The sequence below is a fragment of the Allobosea sp. Tri-44 genome (genome assembly GCF_004123845.1).
In the GTDB taxonomy this organism is placed as follows: domain Bacteria; phylum Pseudomonadota; class Alphaproteobacteria; order Rhizobiales; family Beijerinckiaceae; genus Allobosea.
Genome location: NZ_NBDP01000015.1, coordinates 111,322 through 127,420 on the forward strand (window position 1 = coordinate 111,322; position 16,099 = coordinate 127,420).

At 66.1% G+C, this 16,099-nt stretch carries 14 protein-coding genes and 1 tRNA gene; 3 read left to right on the forward strand and 12 right to left on the reverse strand.

Annotation, left to right across the window (positions count from 1 at the left end; genetic code table 11):
* The first annotated feature begins 69 nt into the window (after positions 1-69).
* Both B6S44_RS09995 and B6S44_RS10000 read left to right on the forward strand, forming a co-directional pair.
* Positions 70-672: a hypothetical protein gene (locus B6S44_RS09995; RefSeq protein WP_129156756.1), complete on the forward strand. Its 603-nt coding sequence runs from the start codon at positions 70-72 to the stop codon at positions 670-672.
* Between the two features lie 109 nt (positions 673-781).
* Positions 782-3,175 (forward strand): transketolase-like TK C-terminal-containing protein, encoded by a 2,394-nt coding sequence (locus B6S44_RS10000; protein WP_129156757.1) that lies wholly within the window; start codon positions 782-784, stop codon positions 3,173-3,175.
* A gap of 106 nt (positions 3,176-3,281) precedes the next feature.
* Here the strand turns inward: B6S44_RS10000 and B6S44_RS10005 are convergent, their stop codons facing one another.
* The 6 genes from B6S44_RS10005 to B6S44_RS10030 form a co-directional block, all read right to left on the reverse strand.
* Positions 3,282-3,743, reverse strand: a complete 462-nt coding sequence (locus B6S44_RS10005; protein ID WP_129156758.1) for a hypothetical protein — start codon at positions 3,741-3,743, stop codon at positions 3,282-3,284.
* Positions 3,744-3,864: 121 nt separating this feature from the next.
* A complete protein-coding gene (locus B6S44_RS10010; RefSeq protein WP_129156759.1) occupies positions 3,865-5,262 on the reverse strand; it encodes an MFS transporter in 1,398 nt (465 codons plus the stop codon).
* Positions 5,259-5,930, reverse strand: a complete 672-nt coding sequence (locus B6S44_RS10015; RefSeq protein WP_129156760.1) for an LON peptidase substrate-binding domain-containing protein — start codon at positions 5,928-5,930, stop codon at positions 5,259-5,261. The genes B6S44_RS10010 and B6S44_RS10015 overlap by 4 nt, the downstream gene beginning before the upstream one ends.
* A 20-nt stretch (positions 5,931-5,950) precedes the next feature.
* Positions 5,951-6,850: a thioredoxin gene (trxA, locus tag B6S44_RS10020; RefSeq protein ID WP_129156761.1), complete on the reverse strand. Its 900-nt coding sequence runs from the start codon at positions 6,848-6,850 to the stop codon at positions 5,951-5,953.
* Positions 6,851-6,930: 80 nt separating this feature from the next.
* Positions 6,931-7,482: a prolyl-tRNA synthetase associated domain-containing protein gene (locus tag B6S44_RS10025; protein WP_129156762.1), complete on the reverse strand. Its 552-nt coding sequence runs from the start codon at positions 7,480-7,482 to the stop codon at positions 6,931-6,933.
* A 22-nt stretch (positions 7,483-7,504) separates the two neighbouring features.
* The gene (locus B6S44_RS10030; RefSeq protein ID WP_129156763.1) at positions 7,505-8,224 is read right to left on the reverse strand and encodes a TIGR02117 family protein; all 720 of its coding nucleotides are present in this window, start codon (positions 8,222-8,224) and stop codon (positions 7,505-7,507) included.
* A gap of 185 nt (positions 8,225-8,409) precedes the next feature.
* Here B6S44_RS10030 and B6S44_RS10035 point away from each other — a divergent pair.
* A tRNA-Gly gene (locus B6S44_RS10035) sits at positions 8,410-8,484 on the forward strand.
* A 174-nt stretch (positions 8,485-8,658) separates the two neighbouring features.
* Here B6S44_RS10035 and B6S44_RS10040 read toward each other — a convergent pair.
* From B6S44_RS10040 to B6S44_RS10065, 6 genes are all read right to left on the reverse strand, one after another.
* Entirely contained in the window at positions 8,659-9,558 is a 900-nt protein-coding gene (locus B6S44_RS10040) for an HNH endonuclease (RefSeq protein ID WP_129156764.1), read from the reverse strand.
* A gap of 235 nt (positions 9,559-9,793) precedes the next feature.
* Complete coding sequence (locus B6S44_RS10045; protein ID WP_248309530.1) at positions 9,794-11,665, reverse strand: DUF2264 domain-containing protein; 1,872 nt, start codon at positions 11,663-11,665, stop codon at positions 9,794-9,796.
* An 84-nt stretch (positions 11,666-11,749) separates the two neighbouring features.
* On the reverse strand, positions 11,750-13,033 hold the full coding sequence (locus B6S44_RS10050; protein ID WP_129156765.1) for an ABC transporter substrate-binding protein: 1,284 nt from the start codon (positions 13,031-13,033) through the stop codon (positions 11,750-11,752).
* Between the two features lie 44 nt (positions 13,034-13,077).
* Positions 13,078-14,160 carry an ABC transporter ATP-binding protein gene (locus tag B6S44_RS10055; protein WP_129156766.1) on the reverse strand — a complete coding sequence of 361 codons (1,083 nt, stop codon included), beginning with the start codon at positions 14,158-14,160 and terminating at the stop codon, positions 13,078-13,080.
* A gap of 34 nt (positions 14,161-14,194) precedes the next feature.
* Positions 14,195-14,947 (reverse strand): carbohydrate ABC transporter permease, encoded by a 753-nt coding sequence (locus B6S44_RS10060; RefSeq protein ID WP_248309543.1) that lies wholly within the window; start codon positions 14,945-14,947, stop codon positions 14,195-14,197.
* 133 nt (positions 14,948-15,080) lie between these two features.
* Positions 15,081-15,992: a carbohydrate ABC transporter permease gene (locus B6S44_RS10065; protein ID WP_129156768.1), complete on the reverse strand. Its 912-nt coding sequence runs from the start codon at positions 15,990-15,992 to the stop codon at positions 15,081-15,083.
* Positions 15,993-16,099 lie beyond the last annotated feature (107 nt).

Sequence of the window (16,099 nt, forward strand, 5' to 3'; positions counted from 1 at the left end):
AGCGTTGGCGAGCGCTGGCTTGGGAGGCCGACTCAGGTCTAGTCGGGCTCCCTCCTCTCGGATCCCGACATGCTCAACCGCCTGTTTTCGCTCTGCCTTCTCGCGGCAGCTCTCGCCGGCTGCGCCACCGTCCCGAACCCGCTCACACCGCAACAGGTCGAGACACTCCGCCTGACGACGGTGACGGTCGAGATCGCCCCGGCGACGACCCTGTGGTGGGGCGATGGCGACCGCGCCTATGCCCGCAGCAAGGGCCTGCCGGAACAGGACGCGGAGGAGCTGTCGAAGACGCCGGAAGCGCGCACTTTCATCGCCAAAGCCGCGTCGGACAAGATTTCCTCCGCTCTCGAACACGAACTCAGGCCAGTGCTCGCCGGCCAGCGACCGGTCAAGGTCGTCGTGGCGCTGCGCGAGCTCCGCCTAACCTCGATCATCCAGCGCATCCTCGTCGGGGGCCCGCATGAGATGACTGCGGGTGTGATGATCATCGACGCCAAGACCGGCACGCCGATCCTGTCTCACCCTGGGCAGCGGTCGATCGCGCGCGCCGGCGAAGGCATAGGCGGCACGCTCGTCGATGCAGCCTTCCTTGCGCCCCCGATCGATCGGTTGACGGGCAATTTTGCCGAGGACTTCAGGAATTGGCTCCTGCCGCAGCAGCCGCCTCAATAGGAATTGCCGGCGATCTTGGTGGTTTCCGCCAAATCCGGCGGCGCGGGAGCTGATCTTTAGCTGCCTTCACCACGCGAACCATGCATGATGGCCTGCGCTGGAGGCCATCATGTCCGATCCCCGTCTGCCCATCCTTGCTGAGCTCGAGAAGAAGATTCTCTGGCTCGCGTCGTGGACGATCCACAACGCCAACCATCTGCGCGACAATGGCGATGGCATGAAAGTCGGCGGCCACCAGGCCTCCTCGGCCTCGCTGGCGACGATCATGACGGCGCTCTACATGGCCGCGCTGAAGCCGCAGGACCGGGTGGCGGTGAAGCCGCACGCCTCGCCGATCTTCCACGCCATCAACTATCTGATGGGTCTGCAGACGCAGGAGAAGCTCGAGAACTTCCGCGGCTACAAGGGCGCGCAGAGCTATCCCTCGCGCACCAAGGACATAGACGACGTCGATTTCTCGACCGGCTCCGTCGGTCTCGGCGTGGCGCAGACGCTCTTCTCCTCGCTGGTCCAGGACTATGTGAAGGCGCATGGCTGGGCCAAGGACGCGCCCGAAGGTCGCATGGTCGCGCTGATCGGCGATGCCGAGCTCGACGAGGGCAACATCTTCGAAGCCCTGATGGAGGGCTGGAAGCATGGCCTGCGCAACACCTGGTGGGTGATCGACTATAATCGCCAGTCGCTCGACGCGGTCATCCGCGAGGGCCTCTACGACCGTTTCGAGCAGATGTTCAAGAACTTCGGCTGGGATGTCGTCACGCTGAAATACGGCTCGCTGCAGCAGGCCGCCTTCAAGGAAAAGGGCGGCGAGCGGCTGAAAGCGTGGATCGATTCCTGCCCGAACCAGCTCTACTCGGCCCTGACCTTCCAGGGCGGCGCGGCCTGGCGCAAGCGCCTGATGGACGATCTCGGCGATCAGGGCCCGGTCACCAAGCTGATCGAGAAGCGTTCCGACGCCGACCTGTCGAAGCTGATGTGCAATCTCGGCGGCCACGATCTGCCCTCGCTGCTCGAAGCCTTCGAGGCTGTCGACCACGACCGGCCGGTCTGTTTCCTGGCCTATACGGTCAAGGGCTTCGGTCTGCCGTTGGCCGGGCACAAGGACAACCATTCCGGGCTGATGACCAAGGAGCAGATGGAAGGCTTCAAGGCCGCCAACAGGGTCCGGCCCGGCCATGAATGGGACCTGTTCGAGGGGCTGACGCTACCGGAGAAGGACGTCCGCGCCTTCCTCGACAAGGTGCCGTTCTTCGCGAGGGGACGCCGGCGCCATTCGGCCCCGACTCTGCCGGTTCCGGCCAAGCTCGAAGCCGGCGTCCAGGCGACGATGTCGACGCAGATGGGCTTCGGCAAGGTGCTCGACGAACTCGCCAAGCTCGGCGGCCCGCTCGCCGACCGCATCGTCACCACCGCGCCGGACGTTACCGTCTCGACCAATCTCGGCCCCTGGGTCAACCGGCGCGGCCTGTTCGCGCGGGCCTCGATGGCGGACACCTTCAAGGACGAGCGCATCCCCTCGATGCAGAAATGGGAGTTCTCGCCGAAGGGCCAGCATATCGAGCTGGGGATCGCCGAGATGAACCTGTTCATCAATCTCTCGGCACTCGGCCTGTCGCATTCGATCTTCGGCGAGCGGTTGATCCCGATCGGCACGCTCTACGATCCCTTCATCTCGCGCGGCCTCGATGCGCTGAACTATGCCTGTTACCAGGACGCCCGCTTCATGGTCGTCGCGACGCCGGCCGGTGTCACGCTGGCGCCCGAGGGCGGCGCGCACCAGTCGATCGCGACGCCGCTGATCGGCATGAGCCAGGACGGGCTCTGCGCCTTCGAGCCGGCCTTCGTCGACGAGCTCGCCGTGATGATGCGCTGGTCGTTCGAGTACCTGCAGAAGGATGGCGAAGGCGATCCGGACGAGCGCACCTGGCTGCGCGACGAGACCGGCGGCTCGGTCTATCTGCGCCTCTCCACCCGCCAGGTCGAGCAGCCCAAACGGGCGATGACGCCGGAGCTGGAGCGCGACATCATAGATGGCGCCTACTGGCTGCGTAAGCCCGGCCCGAACGCCTCCGTCGTGATCGCCTATACCGGCGCCGTCGCGCCCGAGGCGATCGAGGCCGTCGGCCTGCTCGGCGAGGACCGCCGCGATGTCGGACTGCTCGCCATCACCTCGGCCGACCGGCTCAACGCCGGCTGGCAGGCAGCGGAGCGGGCGCGCCAGCGCGGCAACCATGCCGCCACCAGCCATGTCGAGCGCCTGCTCGGCGAGCTCTCGCGCGATTGCGGCATCGTCTCGGTGCTGGACGGCCATCCGGCGACGCTGGCCTGGCTCGGCAGCGTCCACGGCCACAGGCAGAAGGCGCTCGGCGTCGAGCATTTCGGCCAGACCGGCACGGTCGCCGACCTCTACCGCCATTTCGGCATCGACGCGAACGCGATCGTGCACGCGGCGAACGCAGCCGCGCCGGGCCGGCCGGTCAGGTATCTGAAGGCGCTGCCTTGATACAGGTCATCATGCTCGGGCTTGACCCGAGCATCCCGGAAACCAGTTCTCTCTGGTCACGAGATTCTCGGGTCTGCGCTTCGCTCCGCCCGAGAATGACGCTCTTTCACGCCTCGCCGGTGTAGCGGCTGGTCAGATAAGCCTCGAGATCGGCCTCGCTGCGCGGCGACAGCAGGAACCTCCGCCAGGCCGCGGTCTCGTGCGAGACCGCCGTCATCTCCCAGATGCAGAACGTCCCGCGATGGGCATGCGGCGCATCGAACGGCGCGAACGCCGTCATGCCTTCGTCGATGAACTGCACGGTTTCCCAGAGCTCATTGGTGCCGCGCCAGGTACAGAGCAGCAGGAAATGGAAATGCTCGCCGCAGCGATGCAGGATGGCGAAGCCGACCTCGCCGTGCCGGCGAGCCGCAAAACCTTCGGCCGCTTCTCGTGCCAGCGCGATAGTCGCAGCCTTGATGCCTGCTTCTGCGATCTCATACCATTTCAGCACGGCCTGCGGCGCGACCAGATTGTCGCCGGTCGCCACCTGCTTCAGCTGGGCGCCCCGCCCCGCGGGCGCGTCCATTTCCACGATCCGCACTGCCATCCTCCCGCGCAGTCAGGCTTCGAAGCCGCCTGCGGGCCACGATAGCGCGCTTGCTGCCAGCTGGAGTCTGTAGCGATGCCGGGCTGCCCCGGGCGAAAGGCTAGGACCGCCTGACCTTCACCCCGGCTAGCAGCCAGCCGCCCAGCAGGAAAAAACCGATCAGCACGGCCAGGCCCGCACGCTGGCTTGCGAAGATCGTCGTCGCCAGCGCGACCAAAGTCGGCCCCAGGAACGAGGTCACCTTGCCGGCCAGCGCGAACAGGCCGAAGAACTCGCCGATCCGCGCCGGCGGCGCGATCCGGGCGAGCAGGCTGCGCGACGATGCCTGCAGGGGCCCGGCAACGAGGCCGATCAACAGGCCCAAGCCCAGATAGACCTTCTCAGGCAGCGAGGCGAAGAGGCCGTCGCCGGGTGTCGCCGGCGCCGCCTCGATCACGAAGGCGACCTGCCCCGGCCCGAGCGAGAGGATGCCGATGCAGGCAAAGAGCAGGCAGGCGACGGCGCCGAGGATCACCAGCTTGCCCCCGACGGCATCATCGAGCTTGCCGCCGAGGAAGGCGCCGAGCGTGCCGGTGACGGTCAGGAGGATACCGAACACGCCGAGCTCGATCGTCTGCCAGCCGAAGACGCCGGCACCGTAGATGCCGCCGAAGGCGAACAGCGCGACCAGCCCATCCTGATAGATCATGTTGGCCAGCAGGAAGCGACCGAGCCCCGGTAGCGACGGCAGTTCCGCCACCGTCGCCTTGAGCCGCGCCAAGCCGCCGGCGGCGGCCTCTTTCAGCGGGACACCGCTACGCGGCGTATCAGGCGTCAGCAGGAACATCGGCGTAACGAAGATCACGAACCAGAGCGCGGTGAGCGGGCCCGAGAAGCGATCGCCCTCGCGGGCGGCGGCATCGAGCCCGAACAAGGGTGACAGGCCCGCCAGGGTCTTGCCGGTCTGCGGATCGGCGGCGAGAAGCCCGAGTGTCAGCGCCAGCGAGACCAGCCCGCCGAGATAGCCGACCGCCCAGCCGGTGCCGGAGAGCCGCCCCAGCCGCTCCGGCGGCACCAGCCGCGTCATCATCGCATTGTTGAAGGTCGTCGCGAATTCGGCACCGATTGTACCGATGATAAAACCGGCAAGCGCGATCGGCACCGCCCAGGGCGAACCCGGCTTCGCATACCAGAGCATCGCGGAACCGATGACCAGCATGGCGCCGAACACGGCGATCCAGGGCTTGCGTGGCCCTGTCTTGTCGGCGATGCCGCCGAGCAGCGGCGAGAGCAGCGCGATGGTGAGCCCGGCCAGACCCGTCGCATAGCCCCACAGCGCCTGCCCTTGCGCCGGATCGCTCGCCAGCGCCGAGGCGAAGAAGGGCGCGAAGACGAAGGTGGTGACCAGCGTGAAGAAGGGCTGCGCCGCCCAGTCGAAGAAGATCCAGGCGACGATCGAGCGCCGCGGCGGATAGGTGGCCGGCTGTTCGCCGAAAATAGGCTGGGCAGCGACGCTCACTGCAGCGTCGTCTCCGGGTCGGAGCCGCCCCGCGCCAGCTCGATCTCGGTGATCGCGACCAGCACCTCGGCCCGACTCTTCAAGCTCGACGCCTCCAGCAGCGCCTGCTTCTCGCGCGGGCCGAACGGGCACATCATCGAGAGGGCGTTGACCAGCGCCTCGTTCGGCGCCTCGTTGACGCCTTTCCAGTCGATCTTCAGCTCGTTGGCTTTGGCGAAGCTGCGCAGCGCCTTGAGCAGAGCGGCGCGATCGACCTCATCCTCGCCGGCGCGCGCCTGGAAATCGATCGTGAAGCCATCATAGGCGATTCGGGCCTGGCGGTAAGGCGTGGTGACGGAGAGCTCCTCCTCCAGCCGGAAGCGCGCGACGCCAGTGAGCGTGATGACGTAGCGATCATCCCCGGTCTCGGCGAACTGGGTGATACGTCCGAGGCAGCCGACCTGGAGCAGCGCCGGCACCTGCGACTGGCGCCCGTTCTCCGGTTCGGGCTGGATCATGCCGATGACGCGGTGCGTGCGCAGCGCATCGTCGATCATGGTGAGATAGCGCGGCTCGAAGATGTTGAGCGGCATCTGGCCCCGCGGCAGCAGCAGCGCACCCGCCAGCGGAAACAACGGGATCACCGCCGGGCAGTCCTCCGGCCCGGAATAGACCGCGTTCATGCCCATCGGCTCGCGCTCCTCTCTCCTCACGAAAACAGCAGGCCCGACAGCTTGCGCCGCCCAGTGACGCTGTGCTCGTCCATCGGGCCCCAGGCCTCGAAGAACTGCAGCAGCTGCTTGCGGGCGCCATCATCGTTCCATTTGCGATCGGCCTTGATGATCGCGATCAGATGATCGACCGCCTCCTCGCGCTTGTCACGGGCGTTCAGCGCCAGCGCCAGGTCGAAACGGGCTTGATGGTCTTTCGGATTCGCCGCGAGCCTGGCCTCGAGCTCGGCCGTGTCGCCGAGCGAGGCGGCCTGCTCGGCGAGCTCGACCGCGGCCCTGACCGCCGCGACGGCCGGGTCCTGGGCCTTCGCTTCCAGGATCATGGCGAGAAAGCCTTTGGCGCCCTCGATGTCACCGCCGTCGAGATGCAGGCGGGCCAGGCCGGCGATCGCCACGACGTTCTCCGGCTCGGCTGCGAGAACCTCGGCATAGAGTTCGCTCGCACCGGCGGCGTCGCCTGCCTCCAGAGCCTCCGCCGCAGCTGCCAGCACCTCCTCGATCGGCCCGGGACCCATCGGCCCAACGAGCTTCTCGATGAAGGCCTTCACCTGGCTCTCGGGCTGCGCGCCCATGAAGCCGTCGACCGGCTGGCCGCGCTGGAAGGCGATCACCGCGGGAATCGACTGGATGCCGAGCTGGCCGGGAATCGCCGGATGCTCGTCGATGTTCATCTTGACCAGCTTGACCTTGCCGCCGGCCTCGCCCACCACCTTCTCGATCACCGGGGTGAGCTGCTTGCACGGGCCGCACCACGGCGCCCAGAAATCGACCAGCACCGGCTGGTTCATCGATTCGGCGATGACATCCTGGCGGAAGCCCTGCGTCGTCGTGTCCTTGATCATCCCCTTGGCCGGGGCCGCATCGCCATTGACCAGCATGGCTCGTCCTTCGCTTAGCAATCTGTCGACTTGAAAAACCGGAGGCCCGCCATAGCGGGTCGCCCCATAGATGGGTGGCTTCAGCCGTTCTGTCCATCGTCAGGCGGCACCGGAAGTTCAACGATCATCGGCTCGTGCCCGACGGCCCGCAGGAAGGCCAGCATATCATCGCGTTCGATGCCGAGCGTCGCCGTGTTGACCAGCGGGTGGAAGTTCATGCGCTCGCCGTCCATCAGGGCGGCATCGAGCACCATGGTGACGCGCCCGCTGCGATCGTTGATCACGGCAAAGGCGGTGACCGAGCCCGGCGTCACGCCCAGCGTCTCCATCAGGAGCTCGGCCGAGCCAAAGGAAAGCCGCCCGCTGGCGCCGAGTGTCTCGTGCAGCCGCTTCAGGTCGATCCGCGTGCTTTCCAGCGCCGAGACCAGGAAGAGCTTCCCCTTCTTGTCCTTGAGGAACAGGTTCTTGGTGTGGTGGCCGGGAACCTTGCCGCGCAATTCCTTCGATTCGGCGACGGTGAAGACCGCGACATGGTCGATACGCGTGGTCGCGAGGCCGAGCGCGTCGAGCGTGGCGATCAGGTCGGCGGGCGCCGCCGGCTTTGGGACATCGATCGGCAGGGCGAAATTCATCCGGGCGGCTCGGGCTTTCTGGTCAGCGCTCCTCGGCATCGCCGGGGCCGAGCGACCACATGAGCGATTGCGCCAGCGGCGTCCAGAGCCCGATCGGCAGGCCTGCCTTGCGCAGGCCCTCCCCGACCCAGACATTGCAGCTGCGCAACAGCCAGAAACGATGGCGCCCGCGCAGGAAGGCGTCGCCGGCGCCATGGCTGACCCCGGGCAGGATCACCGGCCCGCCCGCCTCGTCCAATTGAAGGCTGGCCTCGACATGGCCGACCAGCGCGCGATAGCCCGCCTCGCTTATCGTGAAGCTGCGCAGATCCGTCCCCGTCCGGACCGCCGCCACCGGCTGGACATGCACGACCGAGCGGTCGAAGGCGGTGGATTTCAGGATCAAGCCCAACGACAGATCGGCCAGGGTGCCGAGCTCGGTATAGGCCGTCTCGGCGCCCCAGCCGAAGGCGACAAAGGGCGCGTCGCGATAGGGCTCGGTCAGCGGCGAGACCGCCAGCAGCGGCCGCCAATCCTTATCTGCGCCCACCGTCGGCAGCACGATGTCCGTGTGGAAGCCATTGCTCGCGACATAGATCGTGACGTTTCGCTCGCCGGGCTGGGCTGATTCTGAACCGAACGGCAGGGCACCGGCAACGATCGCCAGCACGCAGACAAGGGCGAGCGCCGCCAGGCTCAATGCGACATGGCGCAAGCCGCGCCCGAATCGCCTGGCCGTGCCTCTCACCGCCGCCTTCGCCATCTCGATCCTGCTTTCCCACTTGAGCCAGAGGATCGGAAAGAGAAGCTGGGAAGTCCAGATTCCAATGGGCGGAATTGGCCCCCGGACAGCTCTGTGTGAAATTCCTGCAACAAGGCGCTTGCGCTTCCCGCCGCTTTGGGGCAATAACCCGGCCGCGCCGCCAACACGGCGCGACTGTCTCGGATGCGGGTGTAGCTCAGGGGTAGAGCACAACCTTGCCAAGGTTGGGGTCGAGGGTTCGAATCCCTTCGCCCGCTCCAGACAATCTTAAGGCTTGAGAGGCACGTAAGCGTCGGGTTTCCCGGCGCTTTTTGCTTTTCGGGCTTGGGCGGTTCGGGGCAAATTCTGAATGGCTCCGAAAGCCCGTGGTTACATCGCGGTTACAAGCACGCTTCGGGGGCACACAGCTCGCTTAGGCGCACTCCCGCTAACCCTCACTGTTTGAAGCATTTTTCTCGATGCCACTGCAGGAAATGCGGATGCGGGCGGTCGTGGGCTCGCAGCGGCAGTAGTGCTCGACCCGTCCTGTTGATGAAGCTGCGTATCCCATCCGTATCGTTGGCCTGCCGGGAGATGAGGATATCGAGATCGTCCGACAGGCTGATCAAACCCCGGTCGAACATCCAGTGAACGGTGCCTGATAAGGCGATGCCATTGTTGACGATGTCCGGCCCATTCGCCTCGACGGGGCGAATGTGAGCCGCGGCAACTTCGGCTCGGCCACCGCCGTTGATCAGCTTTAGACCTGTGATCGCGCAGCGCTCATCATAGGCGCGCAGAACGACACGGCGGAACACCCGGTCGCGCACTATACGGGACGTAAGGAACCTCGCTCGCTCGCGATCCTGCTCGAACACAAACGGCGCCTGCTCCTCCGCAAAGCCATCAGACGCCGTATTCTCACCGACACGTGGCAAGAGCGGAACTTCGTCGTCCAAGCCGAGGCTAGTGATTCGATCGAAGTCGGCAGGTGAAAGCGGGCGGACCGCCGCCTGAGCGCGACCAGAGATGCGCCCCTCCTCATTCAGAACGCCGCGCTCAATCACGCCTTGAGCATCCGCGAAAGGAACTGGGTTGGCAAAGTCGAGATAGCTGCCCGGCTCGATAACGGCGATGTACATATCCGGCGCGGCCGGATCAGCGATCACTTGCTGGACCCTGGCCATCGCAAAGTAGCCACGTGTTCCGGCAACCTTCCGCGGCTCATAGTAGATGATCCAGTCGCCGAGGCAGGCCTGTACGCGACCGAGATATTGACGTGGGAACTGATACCGCTCGGCGGGGCTATCGTCATAGATTGAATCCTGACGATGGATGAAGACGCCGAAGGCCATAATCGTTCAAACCGCTCTGCCCAACGGAGCTGAGCAAGGCCAGACGCCCAGGTCAATCCTCGGTGCGCCATTTGCAGGCGTTGGCATATCGCCGTGAGGCAGACGTTCCTGATTGGCGCACCAGAGTTTCCTTCCCAACGCGACATCGCCTGCTGAGCTGCCGCAGGCGAAGGTCGCGTCGTCGTGCCCCTCAACCTTCGATCCGCGGGCGCGCAGAGCCTGCCTCCAGGCTCGCTCAGCCCGGGCGCCGCATCAGGCTGGTCGGCCGGCCGAGCCGAGCGATCCTCTCTTCGAGCATGGCGAGGTCCGGCGGTGTCCACCGGCCTGCCTCGACGCAAGCGTCGAGCGCCGTCGAGCGCGGGCCGGCGATCACGGCGCAGGCCAGGACGGAGCTCCCCACCGGAACCTCCCCGACCAATTGCGGGAGCAGCGTCTTCGCTGCGACCAGATTGGTGTTGGGCGGGGCGATCTGGGCTTTTCCGTCGCGCCGGAAGCTCGGCGAAAGATCGAACAGTGCCGACAGGTCGGTGGGGGTCCGGATGATCGCTTCGCCGGGAGCAGCGCGGTGCCCCTCAACAGGCCCAGGCGGGCGCGGGATTGCGAAGCCGCCTTCGACCGTGATGAGCCGGCGCGGCGTCGTGACGCGATGCACCCGGACATGGTGGTCGTCCTGCCAGTACATCCAGGTCTCGACCGCGACATCGGCATAGGGGCGCCAGCGCGCGAACAGAAGGTCGCCGGCGAGCAGTGCCTCCTCATTGTACTCGCGGAAACGGTAATGCTGGCCGTCGCTGCTGAAGCCGATCATGTTGTCGAGCACGGCTTCCGACAGGCGTAAGGGATCGCTCTCGACGCTGAAGCCGTAGCGCGCCGAATAGGCGAACTTCGCGTATTTCTGCGCGCCGAGCCGGGCCCAGCGATTGGTCGGCTCGGTCTGCTGGCCGCAGCTCAGCGCGACGGCATCGCCAGGGGGATTGGCCACGACCATGCCGGCATGGGGCAGCACTGCGGGAGCGGGCCGCGGCGGGCAGGCTTCTTCCTCCGCCGCCCAGAACGGATGCTCCTCCGGCAAGGCGAGCGGCAGGAAGGCCTTGAAGGCCCAGTAGGGTGATTGCGGCGAGTTATAGCTCTCGCACATGTGCAGGTCGGGATAGCCATAGCCGACGGGCAGGATGCCGTCGCGCTCGGCCATGGGGCGCTGCCCCCACCAGCGCAGATTGCGCAGGTAGAAGCCCTTGATCTGGCCCCAGGGCAGAGCCTCCTCGCCGATCAAGGCGAGTGCCCCCCAGAAGCCGGCGATGGCGAAGCGGTAGGTCATCGAGCGCCCGAAGGCGAGCGCCGGACCTTCATCGGCGAACCAGCGCGCGATGTCAGGCGCGATCAGCCGGGCGCGCTCGCGATAGGCGCCAGCTCGCTCGCCGCCCTGCAGCGCAGCGAGCAGCGGTCCGTAGAAGTGGAAGGCGAACGGGATGTAATGGTCGGCGCGCCGGACATTGCCGTCGCTGTACCAGCCATCGCCGAAATAGAACGCCTCGATCTCCTCGGCATAGCGCTCGTCGAGCGAGCGGTCATAGTCGGCGCCGACGCTGCCCAGCGCCATGCCGATCATCAGCCGGAAGAACTTCCAGTTGTTGTCGGCGAAGTCGCAAGCGTGGCCGCGCCGGAGATAGTCGGCGACCTGCGTCCGGGCGCGGGCGTCGAGAGGTTCCCAGAGCTTGTCAGGGACCAGCCGCAGGGCGAAGCCGATCGCCGCAAGTTCGACCAATCGCTGGTCGACCTGGCCGGGCCAGCCCCAGAATTCCGGATGATCGGGATCGCAGCCATTGGCGAGGCCACGCGCGATCGGACCCCAATCGATCCAGTCGGCGCCTCCCGCCTGTGCCGGAGCCAGACCCCAGAGCAGGCGGGCATAGCCTTCCATATCCGCCGGTGCCTGGTCGAAATGAGCGGCGGTAGCTGAGAGGCGTAAGCGTGCTCCACCGGCGGAGCGATAGCGCTCGACCGGCTCCGCCAGGGCGCGCAGCGCCATTTCGACATCGGCGCGACTGCGCAGCGGATTACCGGACCAGGGGCGGAAGAGCCCTTCCGGAAACATCGTATCGGTCATGGTCACCTGTCGCCGGCCGTGATGCGGGCGCCCGTCGTCGGAGCGGAGCGCCGGCCGGGCGCTCCGCGATGGTCTTGCACCGCGCTAAGGCTTGATGATGCGCAAGGCATCGGCGAGCAGCTGCTCGCCGGCTTTCGTCGGGCTGAGCTGTCCGAACGCGACCTTGTCGGCGATCGAGCGGAAGGAGCGTTCGTCGAATTCGGAGGTGCCGAGCGGATAGGGCGGCGGATAGGGGACGACCCGCCCCTCGATCGCCTTGAGGTAGTCGAGGACCTTGCGCTCCAGCGGGTCGATCGTCGGCGCGATTGCCGCCATGACATCGAGGTTGACCGGGGCACCGCGCTCGACCCCGAGCACCTTGCCCGCTTCGACGTCGTTGATGAAGAAGTCGATGAAGCGGGCGGCCAGCTCGGGCGACTTGGCGGTGCTCGCGATCGACCAGTGCAGACCCGGCCGGTAGAACAAGCCGGACGGCGTGGATTCGCTCTGGACCGGTAGCGACGTGATGTCGAGCGGTGCTTTGGCGACCGCCTGATAGGCAGCCAGGAGATTGGAGTAAGACAGCGTCATGACGGCGTTGCCGCGCGCCATCTGGTTGCTGTCGACATTGGCCTTGTCGAGAGCCTGAACTTCAGCGTTGGCGCAGCCGCCTGCCTTGGCGAGCGCGTCCCAGTAGGCGAACCACTCGGCGCCGTCCTTGGCATCGAAGCCTGGCCGGCCTTCCGGCGTGAAGATGAGCTTGCCGCGCTGGAGGAGCCAGGACTGGAAGGTCTGCATGTAACGCGAGCAGTTGCCGACGGCCCATACGTTCTTCTTGCCCATCGCCTTGGTCAGGTCGACGCAGAGCTTGGCGAACTGGTCCCAGGTCGTCTTGGCCGTGGGCGGCGCGATGCCGGCCTCCTTGAAGACCTCGGCATGATAGAGCAGCGCGAAGGCGTTGAGCGACAGGGGCATGCCGGTGACCTTGCCGTCGAGCGTACCCAGCGCCAGCACGCCGGGCGAGAGCCGGTCGGTCCGGATGATCTTGCCGAGGTATTCGTCCAGCGGCCGGGTGGCGCCACGGCGGCTGTAGTCGGGGAAGCGGCCGGGTTCGAGCTGGTAGATGTCGGGCGCATTGCCCCCGGCGATCATGGTTGTCAGCTTCGACCAGTAGTCGGCTCCGCCGACCTCGCCATTGATCTTGACCCCGGCATTGGCCGCCTCGAACAGCCGGGCGGCGCCCAGCGTTCGCTCGGTGCGGGTGGGGGTGCCCCACCAGTAGAGCCGCATGACCGTGTCGGCGGCCAGGGCGTTAAAGCCGGCGGCTGGTGCGAGGGCGGTGGCGCCGAGTGCAAGGCCACCGCGCAGGGTGTCGCGTCTGCTGAGCATGTCTCTCTCCTCCCTGGATATTGTTGTTGTCGTTGATCCCGGTTTCAGCTGTTCAGGCGCAGTTCGTCGCTTCCAAAGAGGTGGCAGCCTCCCGCCATGGCGCCGACCGGCAGGCTGTCGCCCGCGCTGATCCGGCGCTGACCTTCGAGCACCACATTGAGTGCCTGGCCGTCGATAAGCCGGCCGTAGGCGATGGTCTGGCCGCCGAGCTGTTCGACATGGACGATGGTGAGCGTGCCGAGGTCGATCTCGGCAGTGCCTCCGGTCACCACATGTTCCGGCCGTATCCCAAGCGTCAGCCGCTCGCTGGCATCGAAACCGCGGCGGATGGACATGCTGAACCGGCTGGCGCCGAGTCCGATCGTGGCGGTGTCGCCGCCGCCGGCGGTGGCGGTGACGTCGAGAAAGTTCATCTTGGGCGAGCCGATGAAGCCCGCGACGAACCGGTTGGCCGGCTTGTTGTAGATGTCGAGCGGCGTGCCCTGCTGCTCGACGATGCCGGCCCGCAGCACCACGATCCGGTCGGCCAGCGTCATCGCCTCGACCTGGTCATGCGTGACGTAGATCATGGTCGCGCCGATATCGGCATGAAGCTTGGCGATCTCGACCCGCGTCTGGACACGCAATTCGGCATCGAGATTGGACAGCGGCTCGTCGAACAGGAAGATCTTCGGGTCGCGCACGATGGCGCGGCCGATGGCGACGCGCTGGCGCTGGCCGCCCGAGAGCTGCCGCGGCTTGCGCTCGAGCAGCGGGGTGATCTGCAGGATGTCGGCGGCCTTGCGCACGCGCCTGTCGATCTCGGCCTTTCGCATCCGCGCCGTCTCGAGGCCAAACGACATGTTCTTGTAGACGCTCATATGCGGATAGAGCGCATAGGACTGGAAGACCATGGCGATGCCGCGCTGCGAGGCTGCGGTCTCGTTCATCCGTACGCCGCCGATCGACAATTCGCCGCCCGAGATCGGCTCGAGGCCGGCGATCATCCTGAGCAGGGTCGACTTGCCGCAGCCGGATGGGCCGACGAAGACCACGAACTCGCCGCTCGTGATCGTAAGATCGACGCCGCGGATGACCTCGACGGCGCCAAAGCGCTTCTGAACCTGCGTGAGCGATAGCATGGTCATCTCGGCTGTCGTCCGGTGGGGCGAAGGGGGCGGGTCATCGCTTCATGCCAGTCGTCGCGATGCCTTCAATCAGCAGGCGCTGGAACATCAGGAACAGGATGAAGATCGGCAGGACGGTGAGCGTCGACATGGCGAAGAGCGCGCCCCAGTCCGATTGCCCGGCCGAGTCGACGAAGGTGCGCAGGCCGAGCTGGGCGGTGTATTTCTCGATGTCGTTCAGGTAGATCAGCGGCGCGAAGAAATCGTCCCAGGTCCAGATGAAGGAGAACACCGCGGCCGTCGCCAGAACCGGCGTCGACAGCGGCAGGATGACCTTCAGGAAGATGCGCAGCGGGCCGCAACCGTCCATCACCGCTGCCTCGTCGAGTTCGCGCGGGATGCCGCGGAAGAACTGCACCATCAGGAAGACGAAGAAGGCGTCGACGGCGAGGAATTTCGGGATGGTCAGCGGCAGGATCGTGTTCACCCAGCCGAGCTTCAGGAACATGATGTATTGCGGGATCAGCACGGCATGCTGCGGCAGCATCAGTGTGCCCAGCATCATGGCGAACCAGAAGCCCCGGCCCCGGAAGCGCAGCCGCGTGAAGGCATAGGCCGCCATCGCGCAGGACATCACGTTGCCGACAACGACCAGCACCGAGATCAGCAGCGAGTTGAGGAAGAGCTGGCTGAAGCCGACGCTCAGCCCGTTCCAGCCGCGGCGATAGGCGTCGAAGGTCGGAGCCTGCGGGATCAGCGAGGTCGAATGGAAGATCTCGGAGTCCGGTCTCAGCGAGCTCGCCACCATCCAGAGCAGCGGATAGAGCAGCACGAAGGTCACGGCGAGCAGCAGCGCATAGGCGAAGGCGCGCCCCCAGGGCGAAGCACTGTCGGCCCGGCTCGGCGCCGCCGGAAACGCGATGGCGGGAGCCCGGACCACCTCAGTCATCGTAGTGTACCCAGTAGCGCGCCGACAGGAACGAGAGCGCGGTGAAGGCCGCGATGATCAGCACCAGAATCCAGGCCAGCGCCGAAGCGTAGCCGAAGCGGAAATTCGTGAAGGCTTCCTGGTAGAGGTAGAGGGTGTAGAACAGCGTCGAGTCGATCGGGCCGCCGGTGCCGTCGCTGATCACGAAGGCCGAGGTGAAGGCCTTGAATGCGTCGATCGTCTGGATGACGGCGTTGAAGAAGATCACCGGCGTGAGCAGGGGCAGAGTGATCCTGAAGAACTGCCGGACGGGCTGGGCGCCGTCGATGCTGGCCGCCTCGTAGATGTCCTGCGGGATCTGGCGCAGCCCGGCGAGGAAGATGATCATCGACGAGCCGAACTGCCATACCGCCAGCAGGACGAGCGTGTAGAGCGAGGTCAACGGATTGGCGATCCAGCTCGGACCCTCGTAGCCGAACAGGGCGTGCAGGGCCTGATTGAGGAGCCCGTCTCCGGCGAAGACCTGGCGCCAGAGCACGGCGATCGCGACGCTGCCTCCGATCAGCGAGGGCAGGTAGAACACCGCCCGGAAGAACGAGAGCCCGGTCAAGCCCTTGTTCAGGGCGACCGCCACGCCGAGGGCGAAGAGCAGCTTGAGCGGCACCGACAGCAGCACGAAGGTGAACGTCACGGTCATGGCCGTGATGAAGCGCGGGTCGTCGGTGGCGATCCGCGTATAGTTCTCGATGCCCACCCAGTTCGGCGCCGACAGGCCGCTATAGTCGGTCAGTGACAGGTAGAAGGACGCGGCGACCGGCCCGAGCGTGAGCAGCATGAAGCCGAGCAGCCACGGCAGCAGGAAGCCGTAGCCGGCGAGGTCGTCCCCTTGGACGGCGCGCGCACTCGCAGCTGCGGCGTTCGGCATCGGCTCCTCCCCCAGGACCTCTCGATGTTGGCAAACGATAGGAAAGAAAAATATCGGCTTCAATAGAAATTTTCGTTGTTGACGAAATTAATTTGTTGATGCGAAAA

Bases quoted from the DNA above. Each gene is read 5' to 3' on its own strand.
- B6S44_RS10045 (WP_248309530.1), bottom strand. From the start codon at position 11,665: ATGACCGATACGATGTTTCCGGAAGGGCTCTTCCGCCCCTGGTCCGGT.
- B6S44_RS10015 (WP_129156760.1), bottom strand. From the start codon at position 5,930: ATGGGCATGAACGCGGTCTATTCCGGGCCGGAGGACTGCCCGGCGGTG.
- B6S44_RS10040 (WP_129156764.1), bottom strand. From the start codon at position 9,558: ATGGCCTTCGGCGTCTTCATCCATCGTCAGGATTCAATCTATGACGAT.
- B6S44_RS09995 (WP_129156756.1), top strand. From the start codon at position 70: ATGCTCAACCGCCTGTTTTCGCTCTGCCTTCTCGCGGCAGCTCTCGCC.
- B6S44_RS10005 (WP_129156758.1), bottom strand. From the start codon at position 3,743: ATGGACGCGCCCGCGGGGCGGGGCGCCCAGCTGAAGCAGGTGGCGACC.
- B6S44_RS10050 (WP_129156765.1), bottom strand. From the start codon at position 13,033: ATGCTCAGCAGACGCGACACCCTGCGCGGTGGCCTTGCACTCGGCGCC.
- B6S44_RS10025 (WP_129156762.1), bottom strand. From the start codon at position 7,482: ATGAATTTCGCCCTGCCGATCGATGTCCCAAAGCCGGCGGCGCCCGCC.
- B6S44_RS10060 (WP_248309543.1), bottom strand. From the start codon at position 14,947: ATGGTGGCGAGCTCGCTGAGACCGGACTCCGAGATCTTCCATTCGACC.
- B6S44_RS10000 (WP_129156757.1), top strand. From the start codon at position 782: ATGTCCGATCCCCGTCTGCCCATCCTTGCTGAGCTCGAGAAGAAGATT.
- trxA (WP_129156761.1), bottom strand. From the start codon at position 6,850: ATGCTGGTCAATGGCGATGCGGCCCCGGCCAAGGGGATGATCAAGGAC.
- B6S44_RS10065 (WP_129156768.1), bottom strand. From the start codon at position 15,992: ATGCCGAACGCCGCAGCTGCGAGTGCGCGCGCCGTCCAAGGGGACGAC.
- B6S44_RS10055 (WP_129156766.1), bottom strand. From the start codon at position 14,160: ATGACCATGCTATCGCTCACGCAGGTTCAGAAGCGCTTTGGCGCCGTC.
- B6S44_RS10030 (WP_129156763.1), bottom strand. From the start codon at position 8,224: ATGGCGAAGGCGGCGGTGAGAGGCACGGCCAGGCGATTCGGGCGCGGC.